Here is a 20,964-nt window from a genome sequence, read left to right as displayed (position 1 = left end):
GCCAGTTTGCCTGACGACCATAGAGTTGTGGAACCACCTGATCCCTTGCCGAACTCAGCAGTGAAACGCAACATCGCCGATGGTAGTGTGGGGTCTCCCCATGTGAGAGTAGGTCATCGTCAGGCTTCTAAACAGAAAGGGTCACCCCAACGGGTGGCCCTTTTTTATTGCAGCTTTCATTGCGCCTCTTCAAACCTTTTTCCTTCCATGCCTTTGGCCAGCACTTTGTTTTTCCTGTCAATGACTTCTGGGGATGCCTTGTGGCTTCCTATGGGCTGCGCAGAAGTTTGGGGTCTCGGCGAGGCGGGGGAGCGCCGAGAATGATAAGAGCCAGCGGATTGGGAAGAAGCACAAGGAGAGCCGTCCTGGCAGCAGAGTACTTTCTGGGGCAGGGTCGCCGGTATAGGGGATTATAATTGCAGTGCATGTCAAGCATGCTGGGCACCCCCCTCAAGTTTCCAAAGAAGCTCTGAGCGTAAAATTGGAACGCACTCAAGTTCCTGTAGAGTCTAAAGGGTGGAGCCTACTGGCACCGGAATTTAAGATCCTCGCGTTGAATTAGGAAAGACTTCTGGGGCGGGACAAATATCATAGCAGGTGCGGTTAAAAAATAGCCATCACTGATTCATATTCCATCTTAACTGCCCAAATCCGGTTCGACTCATACCCTCTATTCAGGTATAGTCGCCTGGGGCGTGCGGAAACTGAATTTTCGGACTCACGAAAAGAGTGCTAACAACAGCCGAGCCTAAGTCCCCGAGCCTTGGGGGAGCGGTGTCGGCATTTCACAGTATTGCTCAGATCGGTCGCGCTGTATACTTTCACTCAAGGAGTCGGTGCGTTTCTGGAACGAGTGGATTGACCATTGCCCCGGAAGAAGAAACTGTCGGCACTGTTCTGAATTATCATACCTCGGTGGCATCAAAAGGCAAGTCTGGTAAGGGTAGGTCATGTGATCTCGCATCAAGTATTAGGTGGTGATGATAAATTATCGCCACAGCCTAGGCTTAGGACAATTTCGGTGTCACCCTCCTCGATATCAATCATGGCAGCCTAGGTTTCGTTATTGATATCACGACGGATTAAATCAAGCGGAAGTAGGGCAAACCGTTGGCCGGCAAGTATATTATAGCGAAAAGTCATTTCTAGGTAGTTATGTCTGTTGTGCGTGATAGCAAGCCTGTTGGAAAAAGCTCTGTGCCTAATGATACGGTTATTCAACATTGGATTGGTGCATTTGCATTTTAAAAATTAAGTTTGTAGTTAGGTGTGGAAAGCTTGTCGATGAAAAGAATAGCCGTTGCAAGTGCAGGCTACGTAGGTCTCTCTAAAGCCTATAATGGGGTAACCGCACTGGATTTAATTCCAGAAGAAGTAAGCAGGTTAAACAATGACCTTTCACCTATTGCGGATGCCGATATTGGGGATTTTTTGACTAATGGAGAGCTGAATTTCCTAGCCAAATTAAGTAAAGCCGAAGCTTACAATGATGCTCGGCGCTTAATTATAATGACATTCCTTGCAATTTGATTAGGAGAATCGTCGAGAAAAATTTGACCCAAAAAAACTTCATGACTGACTCGAGCGTTAAGAGAAAGCCAGAATCAGTTGACAGGTGCTGCCCGATGATGAGGTCCGGTTCAGACGAGCTTCCTACTAACAGCAATCAGATTGTGGTGAGGCGAATTAAAGGAAAACTTAATGAGAGTAATAGATTGCAGGCAAGCACTAGATGACGCAGAATTTTTCAATTCCCAAGTATTAAAAACTATAGGCCTTTAAGAGAAAATTCATGCAGTGCTGACAAGTCGAGTAATTGAAGAACTTCAAGGCGTACAAGATAAAGTGTCAATGTGGAATATCTTTAGAAATGACTGATAAGATTGAAAATAACATAACTTTTATGAAGGGGATGGGATATTCAGGCATGCTTATAGATAATATTGAAAACGGAGCGACTGATGCTAGGCATTTGGAGTTGGAAGAAATTCAAGCATTGCGTGCGAATGTTTCAGCACTTGAAAAGGCAATCAAAGAGTTGCAAGAGGAAAATCGAATTCTACTATTGCAATTGCATCGTTCAGAGGGCGATCTTCACTCATTTCTTTCTGGTAGGACTGCGCTTGGCGCAGGCATTAAAGCTCGCAAGAAAAATTCTGGAAAAAGCAAACTATCAATATTTTTCCGTATTCTTCTATTGAAAATGCTAAAAAGCATGTCGGCTGTGGTAAGAAAAATTGTTAACCCAAAGAACGCGCTTGTGTGGGCCCTGACGGCACCCATACGTAATTTAAGCCGACCTGCGCGAATAAAGCTGGCGAGATTTGTGCGTTGGGGATCGGCATCCACTAAGTTGTAGTTGGATTTATTTTTCGGAGTTAACTGCAAAATGAGCAGAGGAGATGTGTCAGCACTCTTTTTTAAGGGGCTAAATAAAGTTGCATCTGTAATCGATGGAAACCCCAATTATGATTACATACTTGGAGATAGGCTGGGAAAGGAAGAGTATCTAAAAGCTGAAAACGTGCATGGAGAAATAGAATGTGACGTGGCTTATGAGATAATCAAAAAGAAGTTGAACGCAGTTCAGGTGGCTGTTTATGCGCTTGACCTCACTGCAGAAATTATAGCTTTCGGGTCAACCGCTAACAATAGAAGAGAGTTTGCGTATGTCTCTGCATTGCTTGAGAGAAATGGATTCAAACATAATGTTAGCAACATTTGTGATTGTAACAAACTAGAGCGAGTCCTTGTTGACTCTCAGTCGAGAGCGGAAGCCCTTTCTGCCCTTTATAGCTACCTTTCAATTCGAAAAAAAATCAGCAAGTCCTTGCTGCATCAAACAATTAATTATTCAATTGCTTTTTTTTCTGCGAAGGAGAGTCTACGCAAAACGCACTCTAGGTTATTCGTTGTGGCGAATGATCATTCTCCAATGCCTGTCGGGTTTTGTATGGTTGCTAGGTTATATGGTCTGACCACGCTATATGTTCAACATGCTGAAGTAACAGAAGCTTTCCCTGAAAATGATTTTGACTTTTCAGTTCTAAGAAATTTGGCCTCTAGGGAGATTTATGAAAAGATTGGGCGGACGTGTCTGAAGCAAAATATATGCCTTCCAAGAACGGACTTGGAGATATACCGGGAAGACTTATTAGCTCAGCGTGGAGAACTTCGAAATTCTTCGGTTTGTAGTGTGGTTATTTATCCAAGTAGTATCTTTAATCTTCCTAGCCTAAAAGAGCTAGTAAATCGCTTGGGTAAGAATAATGCGGTCGAAGAAATTTATGTAAAACCTCACCCGGCCTGCTGCAATCAAACGTTTATATCTGAGCTCAATGTAGGAGTTATAGATTCTATCCCTTCCTGGCCTCATATTGCTATTTGTGGTAATTCTTCTGTTGTGATAGAACTTCTTGCGAAAGGGAATCTTGTTTACCAATTTTTTGGGCTTGATAATATTGCAGCAGATTACTACGGATTCGTTCGAAAAGAACTAAGCGCGGAGTTGTTGCTAGATAATATTGCAAATTTATTTTGGAGTGGATGTAAACACGACGATAAGTTCCTCGTTTCACTCGGTCGCTATGTTTCTGAGATCGAAACGGAGGATAATCTCTTAGAGCGGTCCAGAGAAAAGCTATTTTTTCAAAATCTCATGAATTTTAGTAAATGTAAAGGTCGGCGTAATAAAGAGGCTCTCAGAGAATATCAGCTCTTTCGTGGCCTATTTTATTTTCCGTATACTTTCTTGAGTGACGGAAGCAAGTATTTTTATCTGAACTTCAATGATCACTGGGTTGTATCTACGCTCGACAAGTACTTTAATACTAGAATTTCTTCTTTAAACCATCTTTACACCTTAATTGATTTGGATAGCTGCAGATCAACCCTGCATTTTTGGATTATATGCAAAAAAATTGAATGGACTGGTTTTTGCCCTACACATGAGTTGTTTAGCGCGTTAGAAACCTTCGTGGCGTCCTATGGAAAAAGTCTTGAGGCACTTAAATGGATGGAGAAAAAGTTGTTTGACCTGTTACTTCGCTATCAAGATATTGATTCTCTCAGGCGACTATTGTTTAAAGCCCGTGTGTTTAGCGTAAGTACAACTGGGGTTAATCGGAAAGTTGCCTTTGTGCGTTTTTATAATCAAAGCTCAACACTTAAGGACGAGTTTAGCCGGTATTACAATCCGAATATAGGACACATCTCGCCTCTCGAAAGATTAAAAGTATCTGTTCAAGCCATGTCCAAAACTGAGGGTCGATTAGAGTACACTAACTTTGAGGCGGTTGAGTCAGAATTTTTGGGTGCCTTACCTAAAATAGAAAATGAATATCGTGAGTTGGTCCAAAAAACTTATTCACAGTTAGAAGATAGGGTTCGATATATGGACGTTGCTCGTAATCAGAAGCAGGCGGAAGAATTTATTGAGCTCATTAAGACTAGGCTGAAGAGCAAGGTTGGTTATGCATTCCTGCGCCTCAGTGATGGTGAAGGGTATTTGTTTCGCAGTTTTTCCAGTTTATTTCTGGTAGAGGACGCTAAGAATAGAGAGCGCCATTGGTGGGGGAAAAATATACCCCAACAACTTTCTGATGAGGTGGTTTCCAATGGAATTCGGGCTTTCGAAAGTGCTGATATTATAGGAATTCCATGTGTATATCGGTTCTTGCGGGATAGCTCTGAGAGCACCGCCTCTTTGCTAAACTCAATTACAGGGCGAGGTCTTCTTGCAGTTCTTGCAGGAATAAGGGCTCTGGATGATGGTTCGAAACTATATACCGATGATAAAGCGAACCTAGCATTATTTAGGGATCTTAACATTTTGAGAGATTTAGTTGTTTGCGCAAATAAAGTGATTATAGTGTCAAGTGGAGATAAAAAGCTCATTCGAGCTAGGTTAGCATTACAGCGAAAAACTTGCTTTATAACAGTACCGACACACTATAAAACGAGCACGAATAACCGATATGAGTCAGGGTTAAGTCCACTTCCTTATGAATTTGACAGATTGCGTGAAGAGCTTGAAGTCATCACAGAACCAGGTGACTTGGTATTAGTTGGTGCTGGAGTAGCTGGCAAAGGGTTTGTTGATGCGGCGAAGCGTAAATCGGCTGTCGGTCTGGATTTAGGAAGCATAATGGATGAATTTTTGGATGCAGGGATTCATTCTTTGCACTGATTTATTAATTTTTAGGAGTTTGAAAGTGTTCGATAATGCGACTATTTTGGTGACTGGTGGTACGGGATCGTTTGGTCATACGTTTGTTCCTATGCTGTTAAAAAAATATAGTCCTTTCAAAGTTATAATTTTTTCTCGTGATGAAATGAAACAGTGGGAAATGGCGAAGAAATTTGAGGGAGATTCGCGTGTCCGTTTCTTTATAGGTGACGTTCGTGACCGTGACCGAGTTTATCGAGCTCTTGATGGTGTTGACTACGTGGTGCATGCAGCTGCAACAAAGATTGTACCTACGGCCGAATACAACCCCTTTGAGTGTATCAAGACCAATGTGATCGGAGCAATGAACCTTATTGATGCCTGTATCGATAAAGGGGTCAAAAAGGTTGTAGCGTTATCGACCGATAAAGCTAGTAGCCCGATCAATCTTTATGGGGCTACAAAGCTTACTTCGGACAAGTTGTTTGTTGCTGGTAATTCTTATGCTGGCTCGAACAAAACTCGTTTCTCTGTCGTACGTTACGGGAATGTGATGGGCTCTCGTGGTTCTGTCATTCCATTCTTTATGTCTATTCGTGGTCAAGGTGAGTTCCCTATCACGGACCCTAGAATGACTCGTTTTATGATTTCGCTCGACGAGGGTGTAGAGCTTGTATGGCACGCCTTTAATGACATGGAGGGCGGTGAAATATATGTAAAGAAAATTCCTTCGATGAAAGTCACAGATATTGCCAGCACGATTGCGCCGGAAGCAAAACAGAAAGTTGTGGGGATACGTCCTGGAGAGAAGTTGCACGAACAGATGATTGGTACTGAAGATGCCTTTTATACTTATGAGTATCCAGAACACTTCAAAATCTTGCCTGCTATCCACAATTGGGATAAGTGTGCAAACAGAATTAAAGATGGGAAAAAGGTGTCAGAAGGATTTCTATATGCAAGCGACAATAATGCCGAGTGGATGACAGAAGAAGAGCTTGGTGCTTGGATCGACCGAAATAAAGATAGTATAGGGAGTATTTAAGTGATTCCATACGGCCGTCAGGACATAACTCAAAGAGATATTGATTCCGTAGTCGATGTGCTTAAGTCAGATTTTCTCACACAGGGTCCTACGGTTCCTAAGTTTGAACAAGCAATTGCAAACCAAGTAGGTAGCCGTCATGCTCTGGCTGTTAATAGTGCAACTTCCGCGTTACACATAGCATGTCTGGCACTGGGATTGGGTCCCGGTGACCGTTTTTGGACAACTCCTATCACTTTCGTCGCATCAGCAAATTGCGGACTCTACTGTGGTGCGGATATAGATTTTGTTGATATTGATCCTAAAACGTACAACCTCTGCCCAACTCAGCTAGAGCGAAAGCTTGAGCAAGCTGAACGCGAAGGCAGGCTCCCAAAGATTTTAATCGCTGTACATATGTGTGGCCAGTCTTGTGACATGGAAGCTATCAATGTGCTGAGCAAGCGCTACGGCTTCAGGGTGATAGAAGATGCATCTCACGCTATAGGTGGTAAATTCAAGGGCGAGTCCATTGGAAATTGTCGTTTTAGCGACATTACAGTATTCAGTTTCCACCCCGTAAAAATTGTTACAACTGCAGAGGGCGGGATCGCGACCACCAATGAGCCGCATCTAGCAGCTCGAATGAGTTTGTTGCGTAGTCACGGGGTAACCAGAGACCCCTCACTGATGACGCGCAGCCCCGACGGCCCTTGGTACTACCAACAGATAGAACTGGGTTTTAATTATCGTATGACTGAACTTCAAGCAGCGCTGGGTATCAGCCAACTTAAAAGGCTGGACGAATTTGTATGCAAACGCCATGAGCTTGCAAAAGGATATGATACGAAGCTATCTAAGCTTCCTCTCGTATGTCCTTGGCAGCATCCTGACTCATATTCAGGGTTTCACTTGTATGTGATTCGTCTTAAGACCAGCGAGTCTAAGGTTAGTCATGGAGAAGTGTTTAAGCGTCTACGCAATGACGGTATCGGAGTGCAGCTACATTACATACCGGTTCATACTCAACCCTATTATCAGGAGCTGGGTTTTTCGGCTGGGCAGTTCCCTGAAGCTGAACGGTATTACCAAGAGGCAATCAGTTTACCACTTTTCCCCACTATGGATGAAGCTCAGCAGGAACATGTGGTGACAAGTCTACAAAGGATCTACGGGAAGTGAAAATTGCAGTCATCCCCGCAAGGGGGGGCAGTAAGCGGATTCCAGGTAAAAATATTCGTTCTTTTTTCGGTAGGCCGATGATCTCTTGGTCGATTGAGGCGGCACGCAATAGTAGATGCTTTGACGAAATCATTGTGTCTACTGATGATCAAAAAATTGCCGAAGTTGCAGAAAGTTATGGTGCTTGCATTCCTTTCATGCGCCCTGACAACCTGGCGGACGATTTTACGGGCACGATACCTGTCATTAAACACGCTATAGAGTGGATAAGTAATAACATTGCTAGTGTAGAATTTGCATGCTGTCTGTATGCTACTGCACCTTTCGTGACTCCAGCAGATTTGAGATCTGGTATGGAGATTCTCAAGAATTCAAGTGCGAATTTCGCTTTTTCAGTAACTTCGTTTGCATATCCTATACAGCGCGCTTTGCGAATTATGGATTGCGGTGCTATAGAAATGTTCTCTTTGGAGAACTTTAGTATTAGATCTCAGGACCTGGAAGAGGCATTCCACGATGCTGGCCAGTTCTATTGGGGCCGAGCAGAGGCGTGGAGGCGGGAAGACATAATTTTTAGTAATAGGTCGCTTCCGGTGAAGATTCCGCGTTACAGAGTGCAGGATATCGATACCGAAGAGGATTGGGTTCGCGCAGAGTTAATAATGGAGGCTTTAGCCTCCAGAGGGGGCGTGCCAGTTTGAAATTTATGTTTAGAGTAGATTCTTCTCACTCTATCGGAAGTGGCCATGTGATGAGATGTATTACTTTGGCAAAGTCACTTCGCGAAAAGGGCGCCGAATGTGTATTTGTTTGCCGTTTACTCAAGGGCAATTTTATCACAATGATCTCAATTTGTGGTTTTCGTGTGGTTAAATTGCCAATTGATGGCGCATTCTTTGAAAATAGTTGTAAAGATTACGATAGCTGGCTGTGTGGTAGTTGGCAGAGTGATGCTGAAGCATCAATCATAGTTGCGCGGAAGCTACAGCCAAACTGGATTATCGTCGACCATTACGCCTTGGATGTAAACTGGGAAAGAAAAGTCAGGCCGTATACTAAGAATTTGTGCGTAATTGATGACCTTGCAAATCGAGTTCATGAGAGTGATGTCTTGCTCGACCAAAATTTTGGCCGTACATCAGCGGACTACATGGGGCTCGTTCCTCATTATACAGTGTTATTAACAGGCCCTTCCTTTATGTTGCTCAGGGAAGAATTCCGGAAATTGCGGCAGATAAGCCTTGATAGGAGACTCACTGATACAGGTAAAAAAATCCTGGTGTCTATGGGGGGGAGTGATGAATACAACGCTACCGGGGCCGTTCTTTCAGCATTGGAAAATAGTTCTTTGTGCGACCAGCTGGAAATTACGGTAATTCTTACTCGGCAATCATTGCACTTGGACGAGGTTGCTTCGCAAGTGACGCGCTCCAAGATGAAAGTGAAATTAGAGGTGGATGTTGGCAACATGGCCTGGTATATGGCTCAAAATGATTTGGCAATCGGTGCAGTGGGCGGAACGGCATGGGAAAGATGCTGTCTTGGACTTCCGACTCTTATGGTAGTGATTGCGGATAACCAGGCGGCCGGGGCGAACGCGCTGGCCTCTTCAGGGGCTGCGGAATTGGTGGGCACTATAAAAAATATCGAAAAGAGATTGCCAGAGCTTATTGAGGAGGTATTTGAAAAAAATAGGCTCAGGGCAATGGCTGTTGTCGCGTCCGAGATCACTGATGGAAACGGAACTAAGCGGGTTCGTTCTCAACTGATAGAGGAAATTTTATGACGGCGGCCATCGTTAGAAAAATGCGGAAGGATGATCTTGAAAAAGTTCTCCTTTGGCGCAACGATCGGGAAGTCCGGAAGTATATGTATTCCGCTCACGTTATTGGCCCGGAAGAACATAGTGCTTGGTTTAATCGTGTGGAGGGTTCTCCCGATTTTCATGCTCTTATATTTGAATTTGACGGCAAGCCTACAGGTTTCGTTAAAATTGTCAGACTGCGCGGGAGCCCTGTCGCTGACTGGGGCTTTTATCTGGCCCCAGGTGCTAGGCGAGGAGCTGGAAAGCTACTTGGAAGGTCTGCACTTTCGTACGGTTTTAAGCAGTTAGGCCTTCATAAACTTTGTGGGCAGGTTCTTCAATTTAATGAACGTTCCATACGGCTCCACAAAAAACTGGGGTTTTCGCAAGAGGGCGTTTTAAAAGAGCATTACTTTGATGGAAGCCAATACTATTCAGTGATTTGTTTGAGGCTATTGCGCGACGAATGGGAAAGTATCCAAGAAGGCTAAGCTATGAAAATAAACCAAAAAATTTGCATCAATAACCGGGAAATCGGCCACGAGAATCCTCCGTATATTATCGCAGAACTTTCTGCTAATCATAATGGTAGACTTGAAACGGCGAAGAAAATTATTCAGGAAGCCAAGAAGGCCGGTGCTGACGCCGTTAAGCTGCAAACGTATAGGCCTGACACGATAACCTTAAATTGCACAAGTGACGATTTCAAAATAAAAGGTGGCTTGTGGGATGGGAGAACCTTATTCGAGCTATACCGAGAGGCGCATATGCCATGGGAGTGGCATGCCCCACTTTTCGAGTACGCAAGCAGACTTGGTATTACGATTTTCAGTTCTCCATTTGACACAACGGCTGTCGATATGCTGGAAGATTTGAATGTGCCAGCCTACAAGATTGCGTCGTTTGAGGCGGTGGACTTGCCCTTGATTAAGTATACAGCTTCCACTGGCAAGCCATTGATCATCTCCACAGGCATGGCTAATGTGGAAGAAATTGGTGAAGCTATCCAGGCTGCTCGCGATGGCGGCTGCAATAGGCTGGCAGTTCTACACTGTGTAAGTGGTTATCCGGCCTCCGCAGAAGACTATAATCTAAGAACGATTACGGATATGCAAGAGCGGTTCAAAGTTGTAATTGGATTGTCTGATCATACTTTAGATAATACAACGGCCATTGCAAGCGTTGTTCTTGGTGCAAACATTATCGAAAAGCACTTTACGCTCGATCGCGAAGGCGGCGGGCCCGACGACAGTTTCTCTTTGGAGCCTGCGGGGCTCCAGGCACTTTGTAAAGACAGTAAAACGGCGTGGAAAGCTTTTGGGCAAGTTGATTATGGGAGAAAGTCTAGTGAGCGAGGAAATGTCCAGTTCAGGAGGTCTCTGTATTTTGTGAAAGCTCTAGAAGCTGGTGACGTGATTACGGAAGACGCTGTTAGAAGTGTGCGCCCTGGTTTCGGACTCCCCCCGAAATACCTTGATAAAGTGATCGGCCAGCGTGTTCTTTCGCGAGTCGAAAAATGCATGCCTGTAAAGGCTGATCTTGTTAACATAGATTTAGACTAATAACACCTTTTCTTGTATTAAAAAAGCGGCCGTCAATATGTTGACTAACCAGATTTTTAACACTAATTTTTATAATCCAATTTTGGGTCAAGTATATTTTTCTGAGTATTGGAACCAGCCTGTTTGGCCAAAAGGGTGCGTTAGGAGGTAGTGTTTTTGAGTGGAAACTATGTAACTGAAAAAATTCCAAGTAGGCTTCAATACTCAGTTATCGTGCCTGTCTATGAGCAGTGGAACTTAATACGTAGATTGCTATCATGTTTAGATGTACAAGTTCTCGATCGTGAATGTTTCGAAGTTATACTTGTGGACAATGGGTCAGTGAACTTTAGGCCTTCTATAGATCTGCCTTCGTCGGTGACCGTGCTTCATTGCAATAAACCCGGGTCATACTCCGCCCGAAATGTGGGTGCTAAACATGCTAAGGGAAGATGGTTTGTTTTCACCGATGCTGACTGCGAGCCTTCTGATAGATGGCTATCAGAAATAGATGCAAAAATTAGACGGATAGGTAGAAGTGACGTACTTGTGGCAGGTCATGTTGAGGTTTACTCTTCTAGTAAAAAACCAACCGCGTACGAAATATATGATGTGGTTAAGGGTATTCCTCAACGGCGTTATGTAGAAGAAGGGTTTGCTGTAACTGCAAATCTTGTAGTGCCTGGTAGTTTATGGCAAAAACTTGGTGGCTTCGATGAAATCACTTTCTCTGGGGGGGACGTAGATTTCTGCCAACGAGCTGTGCGGAATGGGGCTGTACTAACCTTTCTTGAGCAAGCAGTCGTTCGACATCCTGCGCGTAAGACCAAACAAAAGGTCGTAGCAAAGGCTCGGCGTGTGAAGGGGGGGCAGCTGCGCTCTAGAGCCGTGGGCAAGAGGGTTATATCAGCACTAAGGACAATCACCCCGCCAATGATTGCCATTTGGAGAATTCTAATTGCAAAACAGCACACGATAAAATTTAGAATGTTTGCCCTGGGAGTGCAGCTACAACTTTGGGTGGTCGAGTTAAATGAGCTGTTGCGTTGCCTTATCGGCGGTGCGGCTGAGCGACGCTGAATAGAGTGAGGGTGTATGAGTCTTCTTGAGCAAACTAGTTGCTTTATTTCATGGTATTGGCATGTTTTTAACTCGTTTTGGCGAATTAAGCCAGGTGTATCTGTTTTTTTGATTTGTTCAGTGTTGATTGAGCGTTGCTGTAATATCCTAGCTTTTGTTCTGCCGCTAAAGATTGTTTTGCTTGCTAGTTCAGATAGTGTTCCTAGCTATTTGCAGGGATTTGTGCCTCTGGAAAGCAAGCCGGGTTGGATCATTTCTCTTTCAGTTGCTGCTTTCGTATTCTTTTTAGTGGGAATCGTCTTAAATATCGTGTCCGAACGTCTCGCTAAGACTGGTGGTAATGAAGTTGTAATGGTCATAAATGAAATTTCTGTTACCAATTCTCAAGCCATAAAGGCAAAGAGTTATTATTCAACTGTGTGTGCTATTATTTCAAATGGGGCATTTGCTTTCCTTGGGCTTTTTGCTATTTTTATTTTGAATGGTAATTTATTTTTTGTAGTCACGCTCAGTTTCTTAGGTATTTATCTTCTCACAGCTTGGACAATGCGAGGAGACGGTAGTGCAGGTAGGTCATGGTTGGGAGGAGTTATCATTGATGATGTTTCAGGCTATCTTGATTTATGGGCATACGGAGTTTTCATCGCTGGATTTTTGACTGTTTTGATTCCATTTTTAAAGGGTGCCTCACCGAGTATTATTTTTTCTGTTCTCTCTATTATAATTCTTCGTCATTTAATCAATGCGGCATTTTCGGCTGTTAAAAGTAGCGTCAAATTATGGCGTTGGAAAGAAAGTGTTGATCTACTCGTATTTCGAAACGTTCATCCTACTAATCAGAATAGTAGCATTCGTGCAGATCTTCAGGAATTTCTGTCAGCCGATAATCGCGAGCTTATTCTCAAAGAAAATATCGGCGTGGCTGTTCCGAATATAGATAGTCTGGCGCTCATTTGGGAAGACTCTCCGCTCAAAACTTTCAATTCTCTTATTTTATCGGGTTCAAATTCTGGTGATCGTAGGTTCCTAATTCATATGTTTGCCGAAAAACGGGCGCACCTATTGAGAAACGAACAATATTTGTTTCGGCATATGGAGCGCAGTAAACTTGGCGCCCTGAGTGAACTGCTTACGTTCAATAAAGGGGAGTTTTCATGTCAGGTGCTCGACATGTGCATGGGTGACCGTCTTGAAAGTGGGAAGACGTGGAATGAAATTAATTTACTGATAATAAGGCAGCATTGGGCTTGTGCTCCACCCACGAAATTAGTGTCTGACTATTCTGGCTCTCACCCACTGATGTACCAGAGGTTCACCCGCTGCTTCTTTGCTCCCCTGGAAGTCGCTATAAATGGAGAGCAAGATAAGAAACTGTTCACACAGTTTCTCGAGCTATTGCCAGCCATGTGTAAGTTTCTCCAGAGGCACCCTCTTTACGTTCACAACCCTGAGATTAACTTTCAGACAGTCTTTCGGATTGGATATGGCGGTTGTGGCGAATATGCTGTCGAGACTTGGGGTAAATGGGCGCTTGAACCTGTGGGCTACAGGCTTCCGTCTGGATATACAAGCGCGCAGCTGGAGGAGTCTGTTAATTATGTGGTCGCTGCCAGAAGGGATGTTCCCAGAGAATTCTGTGCAGAGAACATTTTACTGATTTCAAAAATGGCGACGCTTGAGAGCTTGGTTCAGGTTCAGAAATTTTCAGCTGGGCTCGATCTAATAGCCTCGATTTTATGCAAGAGACATTTGTTTATGGAAGAAAAAGATGTTCAACTTGCGTAGTATAGTTGGAATGATTCCTGGTGCTCGGGCTATCAAGCAGGCAGTTTGGGGTCGGATGTTAAATTATCGACCACTCGTTTCTTTTCCAAAGAACCGTGAAAGCCCTAAGAGCTTAGAGATACATGAATTTTCCTCGGCCGAGAATGGGAACTTCCTGAGTGAAGATAGAGCCCATACATTCGTGCTCTATCGCATCATTGGTAATGATCTGGTTCCAAGGCATGAGAAAGGTCAGTCTAGGAGAAATCTGGAATTTATCCTGCGGCATGAGGAAGATCTAGAGGGGTGTGAAAAGCGGTTTGTCGTCAATCGTATTGTAGATTCGGACGAGGAGCGGCATATCATCGCCTTGCTTGAAGAGGCGGGTTTACCGTATTTACATATCCCTTTTTCTTGGGCGGAATATCAGAAGACAGGGTGGGATGTTCAAGATATCCCTATAGAGTTTGCGCCGTTCTCTCGAAACTTCGAAAAGCTTTCACCTTCTTCACGCGGCTCTATACTTATGCGCCAGTATAGACATAAAAATAACTATGTTATGAATAATAACGGCGCAAGGAACGCGGCGCTTGAAAGTGGCAAGGTGCACGCGAAATGGGTGTTGCCTTGGGATGGTAATTGTTTTTTGACGGTCCATGCCTGGGATAAGATCCGTCAGCTGGTGATAGCACACGGATCTATTCCTTACCACATAGTACCAATGGCTAGAATTGTTGATAACGATGAGTTACTGGACCCTACTTTTCGCCCCAACGCCATAGAGGAGCCTCAGGTTATTTTCAGGGCTGACTCAAGTGAGGTCTTTGATTCTGAGTACCCCTATGGCCGGCGTTCCAAGGTGGAGTTTTTTTGGCGTATTGGATATCCGGGTAAATGGGACAACTGGCCTATAGAGCTCTGGGATCTACCGTGTCCAGAATACTCTCCTGACACTGGTCGATATGCCGAAGGTGGGTGGGTTGCTCGCCTGTACTCTGGTAAGGCAGAACTTGAGAAGGGACGTGACCGGAAAGCCTGGATTGGCCGTGGCGAGGCCCGCACTGAAGCAATAGCAAGCATGCTCGACATGCTCGATGCCCATGCCTTTGATCACAGGCTGGAGCTTGAATGTCCCGTTTTCGTTCCCTGGAAGGATGACGTTGAAATCTCTACACCAGCCAAGGCTTATCTCGGAAACGCCGTTACCGAAGCCCTAAAAAGGGGGCCCTTCTCGGTAGTCGATAAGACAACGCTGCCACCGAGTGGAGTCCCTCATGACTACTGGCATCCGGCTCCTTACTATTGGCCGCATCCTCTGAAGATACCAGGGCTGCCCTATGTTCGTCGCGATGGCCAGCGCGTTTCTGGGACTCGGATGTACGAACCACTAAGTGACAAATACGATCGCACCCGTCTCCAGTATATGTTCGATGATACCTATACTATGGCCATTGCTTGGCGCCAGTATGGGGACCCAGTATATGGAAGTCGCGGTGGAGAACTGATTCGGCACTGGTTCTTGAAACCTGAGACGGCAATGACACCACACCTGAAGTATGCGCAAGTTCGGCGCGGCCATAATCGGAATCGTGGTTCCAGCACGGGTATCATTGAATTCAAGGATCTTTACTACTTCTTGGATGCTGTACGAATTCTCAAGCGAGGGGGATTCCTCACTGGGGAGGAGTTGGTGGATTTCAAGGCTTGGCTGGTTGAGTATCTGGAATGGCTGCGCACCAGTGAACAAGGCATTGGGGAGCGGGCCGCGCTGAACAACCACGGAACTTATTACGATCTTCAGATTGCCGCCATTTGTGCGTTCCTTGGTGAAGCCAAGCTACTTAGGGAGACGTTACGGGATTCACGTATTCGGCTGCTTGCACAGTTTGACGCTCAAGGGGCTCAACCCCATGAGTTGAAACGGACGAACACGGCCCATTATTGTTGTTTCAACCTACAGGGTTGGATCCATCTGGCCCACATTGCGGAGTCTGTTGGTGAAGACCTGTGGAATTTCACCGGTGAGGATGGCCGTGGCCTTAAGAAAGGAATGGAGTGGCTGTTAGCGCGTTCCCGGAGCGCCTGGCCTTACCGCCAGATAGAAGACTTCGATAGTGAGCGCTTTCTTCCAATAGCCTACTGTTATCAGGAGAAATACGGCCATATCGCTACGGAAATTGTACCTAGTTTGCCGGCAGCGGCCAGGGTAAAGTCGAAATTCCATCCTCATGACGGAATCAGGCCCTACTGGAATCTTTTTATGCCCGATTCATCATGTGATGCCATTTGTGGCTCTCAAGGGGAGGGAATCACGGCGTGACCAGAGTTGCGGGAATGATAGCGCTGGTCCCTGACCGGTTTGCCCTTTACCGTTACCCGGTTTTCCGCAAGATCAGTGAGGAGGGCCGGGGAGAGGGGGAGGTGGTGATATACGCCGACCCGCGAGAGGACTCATCCAATATCCGGCTGGCGCCCGTCGAGTACTGCAATCTCAATCCGAAAGAAGGCGGTATACGATGGGTTCCTATTCGCAGTCTCTATTTCCGCAAAATCTGCTTCTGGCAGACCGGGTTGCAGGCGCTTGCACTTTTCGGCCGATGCAAGGTGATTGTCTACTGGGGTGAGGCGCATCGTCTATCGACTTGGATGAGTGCCGTTCTAGCCAGATTGCATGGAAAGCGGGTTGTTTTCTGGACTCACGGTATCTATGGCAATGAGGGAGCTTTAAAGCGGTTGATTCGTGTTTGCTTTTACCGACTTGCCGATGGGCTTTTACTCTACGGCCAGTATGGCAGACGGCAGCTTGAGCGAGCGGGTATACCGGCGGAACGACTCTGGGTCATCAATAACTCCCTTGATGTGATGGCTCAGTTAGCGATTGTGAATTCAGTTGGGCGGAGCGAATTGAAGAGTCTTAGGAGAAACTACTGTGATGATTCCGAACGATTGTTTGTATTTGTCGGCCGGCTTGAACCACAGAAGCGCCTAGATATGTTGGTGGAGGCCGTTGTATTACTCAATGAAAGAGGTGTTGCCTCAAGAGCCCTGATAATCGGAGACGGCTCCGAATACGAATCGCTTACCCGTCAAGCCCAGCGTTTAGGTGTAGAGGATAAGATAGTATTTTATGGTGAATGCTACGAGGATGCGCAGGTCCTTCCGATACTCAACATCGCAGATATTTGCGTGTCACCGGGAGAAATTGGCCTGACTGCAATGCATGCCCTTATAGCCGGAACACCAGTTATCACTCATGACGACTTCGCCAACCAGATGCCAGAATGCGAGGCCGTCAGGGTTGGTGAAAGTGGATTTTTTTTCTCCCGTGGATCTGTAAATGATCTGGTGGAAAAAGTGATCATCTGTCTCGAGGCACTGGATAAAGGCCAGATCACCCAGGAAAGTTGCCGTGGAGTGGTTGAAAAAGAATATACGCCAGAGTACCAGCGGTCGGTTTTTTACCGAGCCGTCGATCCGCTGCTGGGTTAAATGTTGATTTCATGGGCCTTGGCCCTGTATGGAGGAAATAGATAAATGCGGAAGGCATTGATTACCGGCGTTACGGGACAAGACGGCTCGTATCTCGCTGAGTTCCTGCTCCACCGGGGTTATGAGGTACACGGCATCAAGCGCCGCTCATCGTCTTTCAATACTGATAGGATTGATCATCTGTATCAAGACCCTCATGAATCGAACCGGAATTTTATCCTGCATTATGGGGACTTGACGGACAGCCCAAACCTGACTCGTATCCTGCAAGAAGTGCAACCTGATGAAGTGTACAACTTGGCTGCGCAGTCGCACGTCGCAGTTAGCTTCGATATGCCCGAATATACTGCCAATGTCAATGGGCTGGGCACTCTCAGAATTCTTGAGGCGATTCGGCTGCTAGGGCTACAGGATAAGACGAAGTTTTACCAGGCATCGTCGTCGGAATTGTATGGCCTTGTGCAAGAAGTGCCCCAGAGGGAAGCAACACCCTTTTACCCCAGATCACCCTATGCCGTTGCTAAATTGTATGCCTACTGGATTACTGTGAATTACCGTGAGGCATACGGAATCTATGCATGCAATGGAATTCTTTTTAATCATGAATCGCCTCGTCGGGGTGAAACCTTTGTGACCCGAAAGATCACTCGTGGGTTGGCTAATATAGCGCTGGGACTCGAAAAATGCCTTTATATTGGCAATATGGACGCGCTGAGGGATTGGGGGCATGCGCGAGACTACGTTGAGATGCAATGGTTGATGTTACAGCAGGATGAGCCAGAGGACTTCGTGATTGCCACCGGGCACCAATATTCAGTCCGAGATTTTGTCCGGATGGCGGCGGCAGAGCTTGGGATCCAAATCGAATTTACAGGCTCGGGTGTTGAGGAACAAGGTGTTGTAACAGGCATTCGCGGCGATATTGCCTCCGGTGCCCAGGTTGGGGATGTGGTCATTCGTGTCGACTCCCGCTATTTTAGACCCGCGGAGGTTGAGACCTTGCTGGGCGATCCGTCCCATGCCAGGAAAAAGCTCGGTTGGAAGCCGACGATCTCGATGGAAGAACTGATTGCTGAAATGATCGGTGCAGATCTGGAGCTGGCACGCAAGACTGCCCTCCTCAAGAGGGAGGGGTTTAATGTCTCTTTAAGCCAGGGAGATCGATGAGCTTGGGGACGCGTGTATATGTCGCCGGTCATCAGGGTATGGTGGGCGCTGCGATTTGTCGAGAGCTTGAGCAGCAGGGTTTTGAGAACATTCTAGTCCGCACAAGGGCGGAGCTTGACCTAACTAACCAAAGTGACGTCAGGACGTTTTTCGCCCAGGAGAAACCGGATATCGTTTACCTGGCCGCCGCAAAGGTGGGTGGTATCCATGCGAATAACACCTATCCCGCAGAATTTATTTACCAGAACCTTATGTTGGAGAGTAATGTCATCCACCACTCGCAACAGTTTGGGGTCTCCAAGTTACTGTTTCTCGGTTCGTCCTGTATTTACCCGAAGTTGGCCCATCAGCCAATCCGTGAAGGGGCCTTGCTCCAGGGTACACTGGAGCCCACCAACGAGCCGTATGCGGTCGCTAAAATAGCTGGGATTAAGCTCTGTGAATCATATAATCGGCAGTATGGAACCGACTTTCGCAGTATTATGCCGACAAATCTTTACGGGCCGGGAGACAATTTTCACCCAGAGAACTCCCATGTGATCCCGGCGTTGATAAGGCGCTTTCATGAAGCTAGGCTGTCACAGGCACCATTGGTGGAGATCTGGGGAACAGGAAAGCCCAAGCGGGAATTCCTGCATGTCAATGATATGGCTTCGGCCTGCGTCCATGTGATGCAGTTGGATAAGGATCAGTATGATAGCTTGGCCGAGCCGATGCTCTCGCACATCAACGTTGGTACAGGCGAGGATGTCTCGATTGGAGAGCTGGCGGCGCTGATTGCCGGGATCGTTGGGTATCAAGGACAGGTGGTATTCAATACTGAGATGCCCGATGGTGTTCCCAGGAAGTTATTGGATGTTTCCAAGATCCACCAGTCTGGATGGAAGTCATCTATTCCACTTTCCCAGGGGCTCACCTATACGTATGAGTGGTATCTGGAAAATTCGTCCAAACCCGGCTTCAGGGCATGAGGAAACTTCGGGATCTAATTGACCTAGATTTGACAGGGGCGGCCCGTTGAAAAAAATAAGCATCATCACTGTTTGCTACAACAGTGCGGAAACCATTCGAGACACCATTGAATCGGTACTGTCACAGGACTATCCATCCATCGAATATATTATTGTGGATGGCGCGTCTACAGACTCCACTCCAGAAATATTGCAGGAATTTGAAGATCGGATTGATTGCATCATTTCAGAGTCTGACAGGGGTATTTATGATGCTATGAATAAAGGTATTTCCCGGGCTTCTGGCGACTTTATTGGTATTCTGAATTCTGATGATGTCTATGACAATAGAGAGGTGATCTCCCTGGTGGTTTCCAGTTTGGAGACGTCGGGTACCGAGAGTCTTTTTGCTGATCTTTGTATAGTTGAAAGATTCAGGCTTGAAAAGGTTCTCAGATACTGCAGTGCTAAGAATTTCAGTACAGGCAAAATTCGATGGGGGATGACAATACCTCACCCTACATTCTTCGTTTCTCGTGCTGTTTATGAGCGCTTGGGAGGATATCGATTGGGATATCGAGTCTCTGCTGACTTTGAGCTTATTGCCCGGTTTCTATATTGCAATCGCGTGAGTTACAGCTACCTCCCAAGGTCAATTATCCGAATGCGCCAGGGTGGTGTGAGCACCTCAGGGGTTCTGGGGAGAATCCAGCAGAATTTTGAAATTGTGCGTGCATGTAGAGAAAATGAGATATATACCAATATATTTATGATCTCCATAAAGATACCTTTCAAGCTGTTTGAGTTCCTCAGGGGATTGAGAGCCTCTTAAAGTGCTTAACCGCAGGGAGTAATTTCTACCACCACATGACAAGTGATCAATTATCTATTGACCTCTCATCCTGAATATTATTTTTTCTGCCCACAGTTTGAAATCTTAGTTTCAGGTAATGTCCGCACCGATCTAGAGAGCAAGCTAACTATAAATTATTTAGCGACCTCCCTCAACAATAGATACATAGCTCGTAAGCGGGTAGTTTATTGGGTTAATACTACATAAGCAATTCTATCATCGGGGGGAGTGAAAAGTTTGGGGTACTGCGATCCATTTTTTGGGTGAAATACTTCTAGGCTGGCATTTCAGTGGTCATGGATAGAGTCTAAATTCCATTGTGACCAGGAGATTGAATACGTGTACATGAGTACCTGGAACTGGTTGAATCAACGCGTATGACACGAGGTATATATAAAAGAGGATTGTTCTCTGGATAAAGTTATTGTGAGATCCTTCGTCGATATTATTAAGGCTGACCTTGTTCATCAGGATTGATTGGAAGCCTAAATCGACGCGATAGCCTATATCAACGAATATATCGCTCTCTTTAATCTAGGTTGGCTTCATCCCAGTCTTTGTAAAGGCAGTTGCAAATAAATAACACTGCATTGAGTAAAGATCGCTTTCCAGTCCACCATTTCCATATCAGTGCGAAGGCGCGTCCCCATACGGCGGTTTGCTTAAAAATTCTGCCCTGGCGGTTAAAATTCATCCAGTTGTCCCTTGTCGGACAAACCCTGAGTTCCCAGGGAATGGTTTGCCGGTGCCCTGGTATGCGGGCCCCACCTCTGTCGGCATGGCATATTCACTCACTGTCGGTAAGCGTCCGGGCATCACACCTTGTCAGCAGGAACCCAGTTATGGGGCAGCAGCTCGCCGATAGCACTGGCGCGATGCATCGGTAATCGCTGCATCACATCTTTCAGATACGCAAAGGGATCATGACCATTCAGCTTGGCTG

Annotated in this window: 17 protein-coding genes and 1 rRNA gene; 17 read left to right on the top strand and 1 reads right to left on the bottom strand. The window is 45.8% G+C overall.

Features of this window, described 5'->3' with window-relative positions; genetic code table 11:
- The first annotated feature begins 9 nt into the window (after nt 1-9).
- The 17 genes from rrf to AB1S50_RS16935 all read left to right on the top strand — a co-directional run bounded on the left by rrf (nt 10) and on the right by AB1S50_RS16935 (nt 20,000).
- Nucleotides 10-125: ribosomal RNA gene (gene rrf, locus AB1S50_RS17015) — 5S ribosomal RNA — on the top strand.
- A 1,159-nt stretch (nt 126-1,284) separates the two neighbouring features.
- Nucleotides 1,285-1,530: a hypothetical protein gene (locus AB1S50_RS17010; RefSeq protein ID WP_367152250.1), complete on the top strand. Its 246-nt coding sequence runs from the start codon at nt 1,285-1,287 to the stop codon at nt 1,528-1,530.
- A gap of 340 nt (nt 1,531-1,870) precedes the next feature.
- On the top strand, nt 1,871-2,359 hold the full coding sequence (locus AB1S50_RS17005) for a hypothetical protein (RefSeq protein ID WP_367152248.1): 489 nt from the start codon (nt 1,871-1,873) through the stop codon (nt 2,357-2,359).
- A 30-nt stretch (nt 2,360-2,389) separates the two neighbouring features.
- Nucleotides 2,390-5,188: a hypothetical protein gene (locus tag AB1S50_RS17000; RefSeq protein WP_367152247.1), complete on the top strand. Its 2,799-nt coding sequence runs from the start codon at nt 2,390-2,392 to the stop codon at nt 5,186-5,188.
- A gap of 25 nt (nt 5,189-5,213) precedes the next feature.
- The gene (pseB, locus tag AB1S50_RS16995) at nt 5,214-6,212 is read left to right on the top strand and encodes a UDP-N-acetylglucosamine 4,6-dehydratase (inverting) (RefSeq protein ID WP_367152246.1); all 999 of its coding nucleotides are present in this window, start codon (nt 5,214-5,216) and stop codon (nt 6,210-6,212) included.
- Nucleotides 6,213-7,373 carry a UDP-4-amino-4,6-dideoxy-N-acetyl-beta-L-altrosamine transaminase gene (gene pseC, locus AB1S50_RS16990; protein WP_367152245.1) on the top strand — a complete coding sequence of 387 codons (1,161 nt, stop codon included), beginning with the start codon at nt 6,213-6,215 and terminating at the stop codon, nt 7,371-7,373.
- A complete protein-coding gene (gene pseF / locus AB1S50_RS16985) occupies nt 7,370-8,074 on the top strand; it encodes a pseudaminic acid cytidylyltransferase (RefSeq protein WP_367152244.1) in 705 nt (234 codons plus the stop codon). The genes pseC and pseF overlap by 4 nt, the downstream gene beginning before the upstream one ends.
- A 5-nt stretch (nt 8,075-8,079) precedes the next feature.
- The gene (pseG, locus tag AB1S50_RS16980) at nt 8,080-9,159 is read left to right on the top strand and encodes a UDP-2,4-diacetamido-2,4,6-trideoxy-beta-L-altropyranose hydrolase (protein ID WP_367152252.1); all 1,080 of its coding nucleotides are present in this window, start codon (nt 8,080-8,082) and stop codon (nt 9,157-9,159) included.
- A complete protein-coding gene (gene pseH / locus AB1S50_RS16975; protein ID WP_367152243.1) occupies nt 9,156-9,668 on the top strand; it encodes a UDP-4-amino-4,6-dideoxy-N-acetyl-beta-L-altrosamine N-acetyltransferase in 513 nt (170 codons plus the stop codon). Before pseG ends, pseH begins: the two co-directional genes overlap by 4 nt.
- 3 nt (nt 9,669-9,671) lie before the next feature.
- On the top strand, nt 9,672-10,739 hold the full coding sequence (gene pseI / locus AB1S50_RS16970) for a pseudaminic acid synthase (RefSeq protein WP_367152242.1): 1,068 nt from the start codon (nt 9,672-9,674) through the stop codon (nt 10,737-10,739).
- A 156-nt stretch (nt 10,740-10,895) separates the two neighbouring features.
- Entirely contained in the window at nt 10,896-11,798 is a 903-nt protein-coding gene (locus AB1S50_RS16965; RefSeq protein WP_367152241.1) for a glycosyltransferase family 2 protein, read from the top strand.
- Between the two features lie 15 nt (nt 11,799-11,813).
- Nucleotides 11,814-13,583 carry a hypothetical protein gene (locus tag AB1S50_RS16960; protein WP_367152240.1) on the top strand — a complete coding sequence of 590 codons (1,770 nt, stop codon included), beginning with the start codon at nt 11,814-11,816 and terminating at the stop codon, nt 13,581-13,583.
- Nucleotides 13,567-15,882, top strand: coding sequence for an alginate lyase family protein (locus tag AB1S50_RS16955; RefSeq protein ID WP_367152239.1), 2,316 nt, complete (start codon nt 13,567-13,569; stop codon nt 15,880-15,882). Before AB1S50_RS16960 ends, AB1S50_RS16955 begins: the two co-directional genes overlap by 17 nt.
- Nucleotides 15,883-15,896: 14 nt before the next feature.
- Nucleotides 15,897-17,051: a glycosyltransferase gene (locus AB1S50_RS16950; protein WP_367152238.1), complete on the top strand. Its 1,155-nt coding sequence runs from the start codon at nt 15,897-15,899 to the stop codon at nt 17,049-17,051.
- A 45-nt stretch (nt 17,052-17,096) separates the two neighbouring features.
- Nucleotides 17,097-18,218, top strand: coding sequence for a GDP-mannose 4,6-dehydratase (gmd, locus tag AB1S50_RS16945; protein WP_367152237.1), 1,122 nt, complete (start codon nt 17,097-17,099; stop codon nt 18,216-18,218).
- Nucleotides 18,215-19,189, top strand: coding sequence for a GDP-L-fucose synthase (fcl, locus tag AB1S50_RS16940; RefSeq protein ID WP_367152235.1), 975 nt, complete (start codon nt 18,215-18,217; stop codon nt 19,187-19,189). The genes gmd and fcl overlap by 4 nt, the downstream gene beginning before the upstream one ends.
- Before the next feature lie 46 nt (nt 19,190-19,235).
- Nucleotides 19,236-20,000, top strand: a complete 765-nt coding sequence (locus AB1S50_RS16935; protein WP_367152234.1) for a glycosyltransferase family 2 protein — start codon at nt 19,236-19,238, stop codon at nt 19,998-20,000.
- An 836-nt stretch (nt 20,001-20,836) separates the two neighbouring features.
- Here AB1S50_RS16935 and AB1S50_RS16930 read toward each other — a convergent pair.
- The coding region (locus AB1S50_RS16930; protein WP_367152251.1) for a transposase domain-containing protein at nt 20,837-20,964 on the bottom strand (128 nt) is incomplete at its 5' end.

The sequence above is a fragment of the Microbulbifer discodermiae genome, assembly GCF_040742695.1.
In the GTDB taxonomy this organism is placed as follows: Bacteria; Pseudomonadota; Gammaproteobacteria; order Pseudomonadales; family Cellvibrionaceae; genus Microbulbifer.
This window is presented reverse-complemented; position numbering and strand designations above follow the sequence as displayed.

What these genes read in the sequence shown, in the direction of transcription:
- AB1S50_RS17000 (WP_367152247.1), top strand. Translation starts at nt 2,390, where the DNA reads ATGAGCAGAGGAGATGTGTCAGCACTCTTTTTTAAGGGGCTAAATAAA.
- AB1S50_RS16960 (WP_367152240.1), top strand. Translation starts at nt 11,814, where the DNA reads ATGAGTCTTCTTGAGCAAACTAGTTGCTTTATTTCATGGTATTGGCAT.
- AB1S50_RS16950 (WP_367152238.1), top strand. Translation starts at nt 15,897, where the DNA reads ATGATAGCGCTGGTCCCTGACCGGTTTGCCCTTTACCGTTACCCGGTT.
- pseG (WP_367152252.1), top strand. Translation starts at nt 8,080, where the DNA reads ATGTTTAGAGTAGATTCTTCTCACTCTATCGGAAGTGGCCATGTGATG.
- AB1S50_RS17005 (WP_367152248.1), top strand. Translation starts at nt 1,871, where the DNA reads ATGACTGATAAGATTGAAAATAACATAACTTTTATGAAGGGGATGGGA.
- fcl (WP_367152235.1), top strand. Translation starts at nt 18,215, where the DNA reads ATGAGCTTGGGGACGCGTGTATATGTCGCCGGTCATCAGGGTATGGTG.
- pseH (WP_367152243.1), top strand. Translation starts at nt 9,156, where the DNA reads ATGACGGCGGCCATCGTTAGAAAAATGCGGAAGGATGATCTTGAAAAA.
- AB1S50_RS17010 (WP_367152250.1), top strand. Translation starts at nt 1,285, where the DNA reads ATGAAAAGAATAGCCGTTGCAAGTGCAGGCTACGTAGGTCTCTCTAAA.
- pseI (WP_367152242.1), top strand. Translation starts at nt 9,672, where the DNA reads ATGAAAATAAACCAAAAAATTTGCATCAATAACCGGGAAATCGGCCAC.
- AB1S50_RS16955 (WP_367152239.1), top strand. Translation starts at nt 13,567, where the DNA reads ATGTTCAACTTGCGTAGTATAGTTGGAATGATTCCTGGTGCTCGGGCT.
- gmd (WP_367152237.1), top strand. Translation starts at nt 17,097, where the DNA reads ATGCGGAAGGCATTGATTACCGGCGTTACGGGACAAGACGGCTCGTAT.